Origin of the sequence: Nostoc piscinale CENA21 (assembly GCF_001298445.1) — a bacterium.
GTDB classification, from domain to species: domain Bacteria; phylum Cyanobacteriota; class Cyanobacteriia; order Cyanobacteriales; family Nostocaceae; genus Nostoc_B; species Nostoc_B piscinale_A.
Genome location: NZ_CP012036.1, coordinates 1148021 through 1163147, shown reverse-complemented (window position 1 = coordinate 1163147; position 15127 = coordinate 1148021). Strand labels below are relative to the sequence as shown.

12 protein-coding genes and 1 pseudogene are annotated in these 15127 nt (G+C 39.9%); 4 read left to right on the top strand and 9 right to left on the bottom strand.

Features of this window, described 5'->3' with window-relative positions; translation table 11 throughout:
- Positions 1-81: 81 nt before the first annotated feature.
- The 3 genes from ACX27_RS05180 to ACX27_RS05170 all read right to left on the bottom strand — a co-directional run bounded on the left by ACX27_RS05180 (position 82) and on the right by ACX27_RS05170 (position 5211).
- Complete coding sequence (locus ACX27_RS05180; RefSeq protein WP_062289310.1) at positions 82-1857, bottom strand: bifunctional serine/threonine-protein kinase/formylglycine-generating enzyme family protein; 1776 nt, start codon at positions 1855-1857, stop codon at positions 82-84.
- A gap of 312 nt (positions 1858-2169) precedes the next feature.
- Positions 2170-2964 carry an ADP-ribosylglycohydrolase family protein gene (locus ACX27_RS05175; RefSeq protein WP_062289307.1) on the bottom strand — a complete coding sequence of 265 codons (795 nt, stop codon included), beginning with the start codon at positions 2962-2964 and terminating at the stop codon, positions 2170-2172.
- 21 nt (positions 2965-2985) lie between these two features.
- On the bottom strand, positions 2986-5211 hold the full coding sequence (locus ACX27_RS05170; protein ID WP_062289305.1) for an FdhF/YdeP family oxidoreductase: 2226 nt from the start codon (positions 5209-5211) through the stop codon (positions 2986-2988).
- A gap of 669 nt (positions 5212-5880) precedes the next feature.
- On the opposite strand from ACX27_RS05170, the gene ACX27_RS05165 reads away from it, so the two are divergent.
- From ACX27_RS05165 to ACX27_RS05150, 4 genes are all read left to right on the top strand, one after another.
- On the top strand, positions 5881-6963 hold the full coding sequence (locus ACX27_RS05165) for a class I fructose-bisphosphate aldolase (RefSeq protein ID WP_062289303.1): 1083 nt from the start codon (positions 5881-5883) through the stop codon (positions 6961-6963).
- A 147-nt stretch (positions 6964-7110) separates the two neighbouring features.
- Positions 7111-7437, top strand: coding sequence for a hypothetical protein (locus tag ACX27_RS05160; protein WP_062289300.1), 327 nt, complete (start codon positions 7111-7113; stop codon positions 7435-7437).
- A 378-nt stretch (positions 7438-7815) separates the two neighbouring features.
- Positions 7816-8220: a hypothetical protein gene (locus ACX27_RS05155; RefSeq protein WP_062289299.1), complete on the top strand. Its 405-nt coding sequence runs from the start codon at positions 7816-7818 to the stop codon at positions 8218-8220.
- Positions 8221-8292: 72 nt separating this feature from the next.
- Positions 8293-9249: an ROK family protein gene (locus ACX27_RS05150; protein ID WP_062289296.1), complete on the top strand. Its 957-nt coding sequence runs from the start codon at positions 8293-8295 to the stop codon at positions 9247-9249.
- A 111-nt stretch (positions 9250-9360) separates the two neighbouring features.
- Here ACX27_RS05150 and ACX27_RS05145 read toward each other — a convergent pair whose 3' ends face one another.
- The 6 genes and pseudogenes from ACX27_RS05145 to ACX27_RS33355 form a co-directional block, all read right to left on the bottom strand.
- Positions 9361-9645: a hypothetical protein gene (locus tag ACX27_RS05145; protein ID WP_062289294.1), complete on the bottom strand. Its 285-nt coding sequence runs from the start codon at positions 9643-9645 to the stop codon at positions 9361-9363.
- A 336-nt stretch (positions 9646-9981) separates the two neighbouring features.
- Positions 9982-12329 (bottom strand): annotated as a pseudogene (locus ACX27_RS05140) (ComEC/Rec2 family competence protein).
- A 195-nt stretch (positions 12330-12524) separates the two neighbouring features.
- Positions 12525-12989 carry a DUF4079 domain-containing protein gene (locus tag ACX27_RS05135; protein ID WP_062289290.1) on the bottom strand — a complete coding sequence of 155 codons (465 nt, stop codon included), beginning with the start codon at positions 12987-12989 and terminating at the stop codon, positions 12525-12527.
- A 103-nt stretch (positions 12990-13092) separates the two neighbouring features.
- Positions 13093-13785, bottom strand: a complete 693-nt coding sequence (locus ACX27_RS33370) for a DnaJ domain-containing protein (RefSeq protein WP_235526510.1) — start codon at positions 13783-13785, stop codon at positions 13093-13095.
- A 125-nt stretch (positions 13786-13910) separates the two neighbouring features.
- The gene (locus ACX27_RS33360; protein ID WP_235526509.1) at positions 13911-14600 is read right to left on the bottom strand and encodes a hypothetical protein; all 690 of its coding nucleotides are present in this window, start codon (positions 14598-14600) and stop codon (positions 13911-13913) included.
- A gap of 29 nt (positions 14601-14629) precedes the next feature.
- Entirely contained in the window at positions 14630-14818 is a 189-nt protein-coding gene (locus ACX27_RS33355) for a hypothetical protein (protein WP_235526508.1), read from the bottom strand.
- Positions 14819-15127 lie beyond the last annotated feature (309 nt).

Here is a 15127-nt window from a genome sequence, read left to right as displayed (position 1 = left end):
GATTCACCCTAATTCATATTCTCATTATGCAACGCCCAAAACTTCTATCCCCCTTCCTTCCCTTGTCTATCACCAAAACTCCTAAAAATCTGATAAAGAAATAGCCACCCGAAATCCCAGAAGGTTGCCCCGTCCATCTTGAGGATTCCAGCTACGATAAGCAGAACGACATAAGCGAGAAGAACTTTTCCAAGAACCACCCCGAATGACGCGCGATTTCAGTTCATGATTATTAGACAGCCACACACTGCCATCCACAGGTGCGCCTTGGTAATTTTTATGCCAGTGATCTCCGCACCATTCCCAAACATTGCCGTGCATATCATATAAACCAAAAGCGTTGGCGGGAAAACTGCCGACTATGGTTGTTTGTGAATAATTTCCTGATTCTGGATTGTAGGGAGAACTGTTGTTGTAATTAGCCAAGCTAGGTATTAGCTTGTCACCAAAATAAAAGGGTGTGGTGGTTTTGGCACGACAAGCATATTCCCACTCAGCTTCGCTGGGTAGGCGATAGTTGCGTCCGGTTTTATCAGCCAGTCTCGCGCAAAATTCCACGGCATCTTCCCAAGAAACTTGCTCGACTGGGAGATTTGTACCCTTAACACTAGCTGGTGTGGGATCAAGATGGCGGTTAATTGGGGGTAGTGTGGCCACTGCTTGCCATTGTGCTTGAGTGATGGGAAATTTACTGAGAAAGAAGGGTGAAATTTTGACAAGATGTTGGGGACTTTCGCTATGAAATCGTTCTGGTTCATCATCTGGGGAACCCATAAGGAATTGCCCACCAGGAAGAGATACCATTGCCAAGGTAATTTCATGATTTAAATCTTCTATGAAACCTTGGGCTGTGCCGGAATCACGGTTAACTTCATAAGTTGGTTGAGAACCTAACCATCTTGTTTCGGAAATATTTGCGATTTCAAACTCGAATTGTTCTAGGGGTAACAAGACAGTTTCTAACTCTGGTTCCAGATTTAATGGTGATTCTCTTGGTGGGTTGGAGTTGATTGGTGGAGATAATATGGCACTGAAGGGTATGATTTGAGTTGTAATTAGGGCTTGCAATGTTTCCGTGGCTGAGGGATAGCGGAGGGTGTAGCGATCGCATATCATGGTTTCAATCACATCTGCCAAAGCATAACTAACTTTGACACAATCTCGCCAGATAGGTTTACCCGTGTCAGGATCTTCTTGTAATTGATGGGGAGAAATACCTGTTAAGGCTTCAATAGCCATCATTCCTAAAGCATAAATATCGCTGCATAACCGAGGTTTACCTTTGGCTTGTTCATTGGGGATATAACCTGGAGTCCCAACCACTACACTAGTCCGAATCATTCTATATATGTCAACAGAGATAGAGCCAAGCTCTCTCACAGAGCCAAAGTCAATCAACACAATTTTATGATCATGTTTGCGCCGCATGATATTTTCGGGTTTGAGATCCCGATGAATCACGTTATTTTGATGCACAAAAACCAAAACTTCTAAAATATCATGTAGCAGCTTGATGACATCAACTTCTGCCATTTGCCTTCTTGGTAAAATTTCGGCTCGCAGGGTATGTCCTTCGACATAATCTTGCACAATGTATAAGTCATTATCAAGGGCAAAATGAGCCAAAAGGCGAGGAATTTGGGGGTGTTCTCCCAATTTTTCGAGGATAATTGCTTCTTGCTCAAATAGTTCCAGTACTCTGGGATGGGTATGCTTGGGCTTGAGTCGCTTCACTACACAAGCAGGTTTACTCGGACGTTTATGATCCCTTGCTAAATAGGTTTCGCCAAAGTTTCCTTCACCAAGTTTTTTGATAATTTTATAGCGTTTATCTAATAGTTCGCCAATAAATTCCATACTTACGAGTCAAGCCGAGAGGGAGTAACACCTTTTCACTTTAAAATAGAGCGCAGGGGAGCAGGAGGCAAGGGGAAAAAGAAAATACACGATTTTCTGCAATTTTCTGAATGAAAATAGTAGATACACCAACTGATACCAATTACCCTAAAAATTGAAACAGTAAATAAAATTTTGGGTATCAGAGAATGCTGAGATTTACTCTCAATGAACAAATACTAGTACAAGTCTGTGGAAATAAAACAACCTTTATAAATTGCAAACAAGCTGACTATAGGGCTTTCTTCATTTCAGACTTCAGACTTCATACTGTCAGCAATAGTTACAGTACTGCAACATAAACCTTTGAGTAATTGTGTATAAATGATCATTTAAATGAGATAGGGCTTGGTCAGCGATCGCTTTTGGTACGCCATGATAATATGCTTGAGCAATACCACCTGTAATACAAGCAATGGTGTCACTGTCACCACCCAAAGAAATTGCATTACGAATTGCATCTTCGTAATTGGTTGATTCTAAAAAGGCGATAACTGCTTGGGGGACGGAACCTTGACAAGAAACATCAAATTTGTAAGTGGGTCGAATTTCGTCAAGGGTAATTTCTAAATCGTAGCCGAAGGTATTTTGCAAATAATTTTTAATCGCCAGTTTATCATGACCTGTGCGAGCCAGAAATATAGCTGCGGCTGTGGCTTGAGCGCCTTTGATACCTTCAGGATGATTGTGAGTCACAACAGCACAACTTTTAGCTGTTTCGAGGACGGTATCTAAGTCATTTAAAGCAAAGCCAATGGGACTGACGCGCATTGCCGAACCGTTACCCCAACTATTGTAGGGCTGACTATCGTTAGAGTTTGCCCAATTTCTAAAAGTGCTGCCATAACCAGCGTAGGGGTAGCGGCGGAAATAAGACTTAAATTGCTCAATGTATTGACTACTGTCGAGGGAGTTTGCACCATCGAGAATCATTTCGGCCACTGCCACTGTTAGCACAGTATCATCTGTGAAACGACATTGCCTATCGAATAAGGGAAAATCTTTGGTTTTAATATTGTTAACTTCATATACCGAACCGATGATGTCACCAGCGATCGCTCCTAACATATTAATCTTCTGGAAGATAATTTAGGTGAGTTTTTCCAGCCTTACGACAGCATTGTAATCTGGGACTCCTTCGAGCGATCGCTTACTTTTATCAAGCAATACATTCCCCTCTGGCCAATGAACTTGTAAATTTCCGCGCTGAATTGGTGCTAGATAAATTCTGCCAGTTAACTCACCCAATTTATTCTTCAAAATTACTTGATCCCCATCTTTTAATTTCAACTTAGCAGCATCAACCGCATTCATTAACACCGCCTCGCGCAAAGCCCCAGTAATCGCATCTTTGCGTTCTTGCACCATACTATTAAACTGCTTACCCCGACGTGTCGCCACCAAAAAGCAACCTTCTGGTATTTCTTTTGCTGCGGGTGATAAAGCTGTAAAGTGGGCTTTCCCATCGGGTGTGGCAAAATTCCAGCCAAAGCACAAATGAGAACCACCATATTGAAATTGATCACCCGCCTGCCGTAAGTGTTGAATCCCGGCGTATAATGGCACAACTTGGGCAATTTCTTCACGAATCGCTGCCGTATTCTCAAAATCAATTTTCTCTGCTAAATCTGGACGCACCCGTTTTGCCAATTCCACAAACACCTCCCACTCTGGTAGCGCCTCACCAATACGGGGACCAGGAATTTCTGGACTAAAAATTATTCGGCGTTCTGTAGAGGTTTCCGTCACACCCCCTGGTACTTCATAGCGAGTAGTGGCAGGTAATAAAATTACAGTATCTGCTGGTTCTACTAACATTTGGCTAGACAGTACAATATCTGTATGTACCCGTAAAGGGATACGTTGCAAAGCACCTTCCACATAATCTGGTTCTGGTAGAACTTCTAAAAAATTCCCTCCCACAGAAAACAACACATCTAATTGCTTGTCGTAAGCAGCATCAATCATTTCCGGCGCAATTAAACCCCTGATGCTTGGTACTTCAAAGCCCCATTTTTGACTCAAATCAGCAGCATTTTCTGAGTTAATCGGTTTACCACCTGGAAACACCGTAGCGTAACATCCCATCTCTGCACCACCTTGCACCCCAGAGTGACCGCGAATAGGCATTAACCCACAGCCTTCTCGCCCCACGAAACCCTTAGTCAGCGCCAAATTGATAATACTGCGGACATTATCTTCACCACATTCATGCTGCGTAATGCCCATACTCCAAACAAACACCGCTTTATTAGCTGCTGCAATGATTTGGGCAAAGGCTTGCATCTCATAGCGAGATGCGCCGGAAAGCCTTTCTAATTCTTCCCAAGATTGTTGTTCTAGAGATGCTTTGAGTTCTGTAAAACCTGTGGTGTAACTGTCGATAAATGACTTGTCTACCCATCCATAAGCAATCAAATGCTTGATGGTTCCATTCAAAAATGCCATATCACCACCAGTATTTACCAAAAAGAAATCTTCGGCAAACTTAGTCCCAAATAAAGCACTTTCGACAATTGAAGGAACCCAATACCGTTCCATTCCTGGTTCTCGATAGGTATTAATCACGACAATTTTGGTGCCGGCTTTTTTGGCGTAGTGAAGATACTTGACGGTGACTGGTTGATTATTGGCGACATTAGAACCAATAAACACTAATAAATCAGTACCTATCCAGTCTTTATAAGAACAAGTAGTTGCCCCCGCCCCCAAAGATGTTTTTAAGGCTGCGGTACTTGGGGAATGACAAATCCGAGCGGCATTATCAATATTATTACTACCCATTGCGCGGACAGCTTTTTGAGTCACGTAATAAGTTTCATTGACCGTACCACGGCTAGTAATGTAAAAACTCAGTCTGTCTGGTGTGGTGGCGCGGATACGATGGGCAATGAAATCTAAAGCTTCATCCCAGCTAAGACGACGAAAACCTTTTTCCCCACGTCGGCGTATCATCGGGTAAGGAAGTCGCCCCAAGTCACGTAATTGCGAAGTTTTTTGTGCTTGTAATTGCGATACATCTGCGAGAATCTGCGGATCTAATGCTGACATCGTATTCATCCGCAATAATCGCAACCGCACATTGCAGAGATGAATGCCATCTAGTGTCCAATCTTTCATTCCCGTTGTGCCTAAAGCACAGCCATCACACACACCTTGATTGAGAATATTCCACGCATAAGGTAATTTATCCCGTGACAGCCAAATAGCCCGAAATACCTCCCAATAGTTGTTGGGATACTGTTCGCCAATGCCAAAGGGTTTCCAACTTGCCCAGTGCTGGGGTGTCCAATATCGCTTGGGTTTAGGTAACATAACTAAATATATAATTACTCTCCATAACAATAATTTGCCAGATTTAGAGAGTGTTTATAAAGTCAAAAGAAAACTAACTTAATGGACTGATGCGAATCAAATAGAGCAAGAGAATCCCTCGGACTAGAAGTATGGGGCTATACAATTAATTTTCCTAGCCTATCGGTAACGGCAAAGCCGAACGTAGGCTAATTGTATGCTTCTTCATATCGATCTGGTATTAATTTTTGTCTTTAATATTAAATATAACTTTTGATAGATGCTAATGAATTAAGTTATCTATCTTTATAGAACACCTCAATGTTCGACAAACATCTCTCTCCCTTGTCTTCCCTATCTTCCTTGTCTCTTTTATTCATCTAGCAAATAAGACGGCTATAGATAGAAATGTTTGTATCTTCTGGTATATGACTAATTTGTAAAACTAAATATAAACTTAAGTTTATCGGCTAGAATCCTACTTAAGTTTATATTAATCACGGGTAAACACAGGTGAATTATCGGTGTTTATCTGATTACTTTATAGTAATTTTTCTTCTAAAAAATATAAAGAATTTCTTCTAGATTTAAAAAATAAGTTTTTGCTGAAATAATAAGTTGTCTGAGAGATAAAATGTCAGAATGCTAGGGTAAAAGCCAACTTATTTTCTCAAGTTTGAGGAAAGTGCTATGACTACTACATTGATAGAGGCTAATTCTATCGAGTCAGTGTTGGGTAAAGAAGCAGAAGACCTGCTGAATTATAAAGCCAAAGTTTCTCAAGATTTATTGCATTTACCAGGGCCAGACTTTGTAGATCGAGTCTGGCTAAATAGCGATCGCAATCCTCAAGTGTTGCGGAATCTGCAACAACTTTATTCTACTGGTCGTTTGGCAAATACTGGCTATCTTTCAATTTTACCTGTTGACCAAGGCATTGAACACTCGGCTGGAGCATCTTTTGCGCCAAACCCCATATATTTTGACCCAGAAAATATCGTCAAATTAGCAATAGCAGGTGGTTGTAATGCTGTTGCAACAACTTTAGGGGTATTAGGCATTGTCTCACGCAAATATGCACACAAAATTCCGTTTATTGTCAAAATCAACCATAACGAACTTTTAACCTTTCCTAACCAATTTGATCAAGTCTTATTTGCTAGTGTTGAACAAGCTTGGAATTTAGGTGCAGCCGCCATCGGTGCAACAATTTACTTTGGTTCCGAACAATCAACCAGACAAATTCAAGAAATTAGTCGTGCATTTGAACGCGCCCATGAATTGGGTATGGTGACTATTCTGTGGTGCTATTTGCGGAATAATGCTTTCAAACAAGATAAAGATTATCATCTAGCGGCTGATTTAACTGGACAGGCGAATCATTTAGGCGTAACCATTGAAGCCGATATTATCAAGCAAAAATTACCTGAATATAACAATGGTTATGGTGCAGTTGCTAAAGCTACAGGTGAAAGTTACGGTAAAACCAATGAGCGAGTTTACACAGAATTAACCACTGACCATCCCATAGATTTAACTCGTTATCAAGTATTAAATTGCTATGCTGGTAGAGCAGGATTAATTAATTCTGGTGGAGCATCTGGTAAAAATGATTTTGCGGAAGCAGTACGTACGGCTGTCATTAATAAACGGGCTGGTGGTACTGGCTTAATTTCTGGACGTAAAGCGTTCCAGCGTCCATTTGAAGAAGGTGTGAAACTTTTTCACGCTATTCAAGATGTTTATTTATCACCAGATGTAACTATTGCCTAAATTTAACCAATAAGATTCTCAATTAAGGAAGGTGAATATTTATCACCTTCCTTTTTATATACAGATAATTAGCCTAGAGGAAGACGTTAATTGCAATTAGTATTTTTAGCATTTAGGCATTTGTTTCAGACATAGGGGAATTTTTCCATGCTAAACATTCAAAGTTTTCTTCGTCAGTTAATGAGCAAAATTGCCATATTTATCCTAGCTGGTTTTGTGATTTTGATTAGCTTACCGAGTAATTATGTGTTGGCTGATGGCTATTATTCTGCAAAAAATCATAGAGTAGAAACAGCACCACCTTATTACACTGCTAAAGACCGCAGAATAAGCAGAAGTGAATCTAGTAAACCTTATTACGCTAATAAAGAACGCCAACATTCACCAACCACCAGAAATTATGAAGATTCTCTCAGAACTGGGAAACGGGAAAATGAAGTGCGGCTGAGAGATTTTGAGACAAAAAATCGTTAAATCAAATCAAAAAATAGAGATGTGAAAATTCACATCTCTATTTGAAAAATTTAATTATTTATAAATAAACCCGTTAAGTGTATCAAAAATAGCTAAATTTTCTAATTGATCATATCTAGAGATGGATATTGTCAATATTTTGAGAAAATATCATACATATAAGCTTATAGCAGTCTTAGTTTATATGTGAAAAATAGAGATAAGGGAGACAAGGGAGAGAGATGTTTTTTATAGAAGTATTATCTGTCCCTGCCGATAAAGGCTAGAAACGTAAAGTATTTTGAGAGCTAATGCTGATCGCTGCATCTACCCAGTCATGGCTTTGAAATTTCCTGAGTAGACAAAAAATAAATACTTTTTGGTAGCGAGAATTCTGCTATGAATAAATATTGTCGTGACCAAGCTAGAGATGAACTTTGGTTAATGATGGGAGCGGGAGCAGCAGCTGGAATTACTGGTGGAACTTTTATGATTGGTGTAGTTACTTTTCAAGCTGGTTTAGCTGGTGTACAGGCGGCTGTGGTTAGTAGAATTGCTCAAGTTTATGGTGTGAATTTAATTCCTGCTAGTGGCGCTGGCGCAACAGCCGCCGCAATCATCGCAATGGGTGGTGGACAATTTTTATTTGAGATGGGCGGTATAATAGCAGGATTGGTTCCTGGTATTGGACAAGTTGTTCAACCTGTAATTGGGGCGACTGCTGTTAAGGTATTTGGCGAAGTTGCTATTACTTATTTTGAAAATATATATCCTAACAAAATCTACAGCCAAAAACTGTTGTAGGCTGTGTGCTTGATTGGAATTTTGCATCGCTAGTAAGCTAAATAAGCGATCGCATTTAGCTTATTCAAACAAATGACATTAATTCTAGCTCTTGATTTTGGTGGTACTAAGTTAGCCGCAGCCATAACTCAACTTGGTTCACGTCAATGGTTGCGTTATGAACGTTGTCTCTCACCCACAGGTGCTACTGCTAAGACTGATTTAGAAATTATGCGATCGCTCATCTATAATTTACTCCAAGGTGAAACTCCCTCAGCTATCGGTGTCAGTTTTGGCGGACCTGTAGACTTTACTACAGGAACAGTGCGACTTTCGCATCATGTCCTTGGCTGGGAAAATATACCTCTCAAACACTTGCTAGAACAAGAATTTGGTGTACCTACAAGTGTAGATAACGATGCTAATGTTGCAGCTTTGGGTGAACATCGCTTTGGTGCTGGTCAAGGATACGATAGCTTGTTTTATGTCACCATCAGCACTGGTGTCGGCGGTGGTTGGATACTTAATGGTAAACCTTGGCGTGGTAACGCAGGTATGGCTGGTGAAATTGGACATATAGTAGTTAATCCTGCGGGGCCAGTGTGTTTATGTGGTAAACGAGGATGTGTAGAAAGACTAGCATCAGGCCCTTATATGGCTCAAGATGCCAAAGAATATTTATTAAAACCAGCAAATCACTTTTCAGGTAAACAACTACGTAGCTTAGTCAATGACAATTTAGATTTAATCACTGGCAAAATGATCAGTGACGCTGCGGCACAAGGTGATGAGTTAGCAATTAATATTTTGCAAAATGGTGCTTGGGCTTTGGGAGTGGGTATTGGGAATGTAGCGAATTTGATTAACCCACAACGGTTTATTTTAGGCGGTAGTGTGACAAAAGCGGGAGAACTTTGGTGGCAGGAAGTACAGAAAACAGCCCGTGAAACCGCCTTACCAGAAATAGATTTTGAAATTCTTCCGGCGGCTTTGGGTGATGATGCACCACTGTGGGGTGCTGTGGCTTTGGCAGAATTAGGTTTAATATAAAGAACTCAGGAGTCAGAATTCAAAATTGAATTTTTTGGTTTGCCTACAAACGCAAAGAAAAGTTTGCAAATCAAGACTCTGGCAATATGTCTATTGATTTTTGATTTTTCTTTAATTTCTGAATAGTTTTCTCAATATCTGCCCAGGATAAGCTACAACATCACAAAACTGGGGAAAAAATACTGGCTCAATTTCCACATCTGCCATAATTCTTTCCAGTTCACAATCACTCAATGGTTCTTCCCATAATCCATGTTCTACAAGGTTATTGGCATGAAAAATTATGCGATCGCGCAAAAAATTTAACTGCTCATTCCGTGGTGCTGCGGGTACACGAATAGTTAAGGGAAAGTTGCCAAAGAAAACCACTACTTTCCCTAAGCGGTACTTTTGCATATACTTAAGATTTTTTCAACTAGTTTAGGATGTATTTTGAACCGACACTATTTCTCTTATAACTTTGTTGCATTTTTTTAACATCATCATAAATACTGCAAAAATAGAAATAGTTTAGACACCCAACTTTTGCAGAAATCGGGTGTCTAGAGGTTGATGAAAAATATTAAAACTTACGCATAAAAACGAAAAATCAAGGGTTAAAGAGAGGCTGTACTTTGACTTACTTCAACTTTGCTTGGTACAAGTCGCTCAGTAAGCGGGGTATATTTACACCTTGCACCCCACAACTCCTAAACTCAGTCTCCACAGAAAATATTTGTGTATAAGTCCTGTCTATAAAACAGATGATTTATTTTCTGTTTCTTGAATAAACGATTCAAACTGATTATTAGGTGTCCATTGAATTGCTCCATCACGTCCGGTGAGAAAAATTTGTGTTGTGTTTTTACTGAGTTCAGTCATAATTTTTGGCTCAAGGCTAGTAGAGGTAGCAATAGCTACTTTTGGCTGAAACAATTTAATTAAATCTTTCAAAGCTTCCGGCGTACACCATAATACTTGGGGACTTGGTAAATTGCCAGATTTAGCTAATCTTTCTATTTCTTGAGGTTCTACATCACCTACTAGTAACCAAGTTTGATTTTGAATTTGTAAGTATAAAACAGGTAATTTCTCTTTAATTAATTGGGCAACTGTTAAACCTGTAACTACTTGTTGTCCCGGAATAACAGTTTGATAAATACCTTGATGTTTTTGAATTTCTTGTTGAATTTCTTGATTTGTGAGGTTAGTTTCTGGTTTGAGAGCATATTTGTAGAAATTTTTAATGGGGATAGTTTGCACTACTTCTAACCAAGCATTATTATCGTTATTGTCAAAATCACTAGCGATCGCCCATTCAATTTTATTCACGCCTTGCTGTTGTAAAAATGGTACAATTGTGTAACGTCCAGTACCTTCATCACCACTGTTAATTAAGGTGACATTGCCTTTGTCTTGAATGACAACAACTGGTTCTGTAGCAGCTTCTAATACAGTAATCCGAAATAATGTGTTTGCTGAATGCCAAGCGGGAACAAGTACTAAGCCAAATATCATTAACCCAGCAAACCACCAGCGTTTTTGCCACCATTTAACTAAGCAAACTAAAAGAATCAAAGCATAAACGCCTAACATTTGCCAAGTTGAAATACTCCCCACTACTAATGAGTTTCCGGGGAGATTACTAAAAAAATTCTACCAACTGAATTAGCCAATCGCTAGGATATTGTAAGACTCCAGCCAGAATACTACCAAGATTAAATGATGCTAATGCAGCGATCGCACTGATAATACCACCAATACTAATCACTGAAATAAATGGCGTAGTAATCATATTCAGCAACAAACTATAAGCCGGAACTACACCAAACACTGCAAGTTGTACAGGTAAAGTCCAAATTGTTGCGGCTAAAGGTACAGCAATTAAAGATGCGATCGCCGGAGGTAGCCAATTCAGTTTTTCTGTGATTGCTGGGACAGTGACAATTAATCCTAATGTGGCTAAAAAACTCAGTTGAAAACCTAAATCCCAAATCCACGCAGGATTAAATAATAATAATAAAGTTGCAGCTAATAAAAGCGAACCAAATTGTTTGACTTTTCTATCTAATAACAATCCAACTAACGCCGCACTACCCATAATTACGGCTCTTAATACCGCAGGTTGAAATCCTGATAAACCAAGAAAAATCATTAAACCTAAAAATCCGAGTGTAAATTGAATTGCCTTATTTGTGCGTTTTGTTAGCTGTAAGATTACGCCTAAAATTAACGAAGTTTGAAAGCCAGATGCAGCCAAAGCATGAGCCATTCCAGCTTTGACAAATAAATCCCGAATATCATAAGGCAAATCAACCGCTTTGCTACCCAAAACCATTGCACTCACCAGCGTTCCTGCGGGAATGCCTAAACTTTCAACTAGTGATTTTAAAATCCGCTCCCGAATTTGCCACCATCCCCATGTATTCTCATCATTGATAATATTGATTTGCCTTCCGATCAAACCAGCAAATGATCCTTCTTGTTTGAGATATTTTTGAAAGTCAAATGCACCAGGGTTAGAAGCAGCTTTTGGTTTATATAAAATCCCTGTGACAGCAATTTCTTGCCCAGGATGTAAGCCAGTCGCTTGCAGCAGTGGTAAAGTTACATACAATTTACCTGTAACACCTTTGGGTACACTGGCTGGGCCATTGCCATTTTTAATTTCATCTAACTGAGTCGCTGCTAACCAAAATTGTCCGCGTTGACTGCGAGTTAAGCGGGGACTAGTTTCTACTTCACCACGCACAATAAATAGTTGTTCTTGATTCGCCACATTATCTGCGGGGACAAATTGACTAATATCTTTGATACTTGGTTGAGGCGATCGCAATTGAAAATAAAAGGTTGCTAACAATCCTACCAAACCAGCAACTAACCAAACTCGCGGATGAGGGAATGATTGCCAAATATTGGGCGTGGCTTTACTCTTGCTGACAATGCTTTCTTTGGGTTGGGGTGGTATGGTGCGCTTTCTCAAAAAAAACTGCTCCCACTATCGCCAAAATTAAAACCCATACCCCACCCCAAGGAACGGCTGTAAACAACAACCCAAAAATATAACCGAGGCAAATAATCACACCACTCGTCTGAAGCATAAGACAATTCAAACTCTCAACTGGGCAGCACTCAAATATTGATGCTTTTGGTGAAGTATAGTTTATTAGATTCATACAAACAAAGCCCGCAAATGCGGGCTTTGTGTATCTAAACTAATAGAATTGACGCAATGATGTGAAAAATTAAGGTATAAAATGTTAGGATTTTGAACACCTACACCCAATCTCAATCGATTAAATCAACCCCAACACACCATGAATAACCAACAGCCCCAAAATTCCGCTACCTAAATAGGCATGAGTAGTACGTAAAGTCGGTTTATCACCACCAAAACCACCCAACGTCAGTAAACTATTAATTAATAAAAGTATTAGTACAAGCGAACCTGTCCAAAAATGAGGACTTTCAAAAATTGGGTGGCGCTGCATCACTAAAGATAAAACTCCACCAGGATAACCCGCAGCCAAAAAGAAAAACATCCAAGGTGCTAGGAGACGATGACTCATCCGGTTGTTAAAAGACTCATCTTTATCCTGCGCCAGCCTCCCGCGCCAACCAGTCCATGCAACATAGCTACCCATCACTACCACAACAATTCCCATCATCACAGGATGTCCCCATTCCACAATCGGCTGGGGTATTCCCAACGAACGGAACCAAGCTGCAAGAGGTTCTAGAGCTTCGCTGACGTTAATCATAAAATGTTCAACATTTTTTAAGGATCACAGTAACTTTTTTATCACACTTTTAAGTAGTGTAAAAAATAATTAATATTTTTGAAGTGTACGTGCGATCGCACCTTCATCTCAACTTCCGTTGCACTTGAAATTTTTGATAAGCTTGATTGATGACTTGCATCGATGCTTGAGCATTTGCAGAATTGTTCACATCAGGATGATATTGTCTAGCTAATTGCAGGTAAGCAAACTTGACATCTTGAGGTTGAGCATCAACATCTACACCTAAAACTTCCCACCATTCCTGAGACAATAAAGAATTGCCAGTCAACTCATTCAGACCTTGCAGGCTCCAAATTTTGATAGTACCGCCGTTACCACCACTGACTAACATTTGACTATCAGGCGTAAAGGCGACAGGACTAAAACCAGGTAGAGTTTGTAATAAATTCCCCGTTGGGATATGCCAGAGTTTGACAGTTTTGCGAGTACTACTAGCTAGAATTTGTCCATCAGCACTCATAGCTAGAGATAAAACTGCTTCTGAATGTCCAGTCAAAGTTTGAACTAATTTTCTTGTATGAAGATTCCAGAGTTTGATAGTAGTATCTGTACTACCACTAATTAAACTATAACCATCAGGGGTGATCAATAAAGTATTTACAGCAGCCGAATGTTCTGTGAAAATATCTAATTGTTTCCAGGTCGTACAGTCCCAAATCCGAATAGTTTTATCCGCACTACCACTAGCTAAAACTTTACTATCAGAACTAATAGCAACATATAAAACCGCGTCGGTATGTCCATTTAAAGTCAATTTTAAATTGCCTGTATAACCTCCCCAAATTCTGATAGTTTTATCAGCACTACCACTAGCAAGAAATCTGCCATCAGAACTATATACAACTGAGTTAACAAAGCCATGATGACTGTAGGGAGAGTTTAAATAAAAAAAATGTCCGCAAAAATTTTTTGTTTATCTAGTTGCCAAGTACTAATTTTGCGGTCAACACAGCCACTAGCAATTTGTTTTCCATCAGGACTGATAGCCAGAGATAGAACCGCCTCTGCTTGACCAGAGAAAGTATAAAGCCATTTTCCTGTTTTAAGATTCCAGAGATTGATTTGTCGATCATCACTGCCACTAACTAAAGTATTACCATCAGGAGTGATAGCGATCGCATTTACTCTTCCTAAATGTCCCTTGAACGTTTTAATACATTTCCAAGTTTCAGGTATTTCCAGATTTGAAGTTACAGTTTTTGATTCATGATTGACAGTAGAAAATTCAGTTTTCAGCGCCTGTAACTCCTCCTCAACTTCTAAAGCCGCAAATTTTCGGTTGAGATCCTCACCAGACAAAAATAAACCTAACTCTATGACTGCGGCATTATAATAATCCATCTGCAAAACTTTTTCTTCCATCCGTTCAAAAAGCTGTGCAGGAGTTTCCTTAACCTCAGATTCATCTAATAACTTAGCAAAACCATAAGCTGCCATTCCTAAAACTGCGCCAACACCAGCCATTGGTACAGTCCCAATACCAAACGCCAAACCGACTTTAGGTGCAACTATTCCCATACCACCAACAACACTAGAAAAGCCAGCACCACAAACAGCACCAATTCCCATCGCGCCAAAAGCCGCCGCATCTCCCGCAGCTACAGCCTTGAAAGCACCATAAAAAGCCGCACCAGCACAGCACCAGCACCAATAACAGGTGTAGTTCCAATTCCAACTGCACCAAATCCGCCAGCTAATCCCATTCCGCCAACTGTCGCGGAAATACCCGCACCTGCTAGGCTTCCTCCAGCGATGAATGCTGCGCCTGTTTTAGAGTTTTGTGTCACTAATTATAAGACTTCCTTCTATTAAATTTCCTTCCGCCTTAGCTGAAGATGGAAAGATTGTTAATGTACTTTTTACAACAAGCAGAGTCAACAATAACATTGAGATAAGTCTTTTTGCATCTTGAATGATACTTAGAATTTAACTTCCTTGTGGAGAAAATAAAGCGCACCAGAAGATTACCAAGCAACATCAGCAACAATCAACCTTTGTCATCCGTCAACCCACCTACAATAGCTACGCAAAAGTCCAACCTTTCGACGACGTTTGACTTTTGAAAATAGTATTTTTACTTACGCAGGTATGACGGT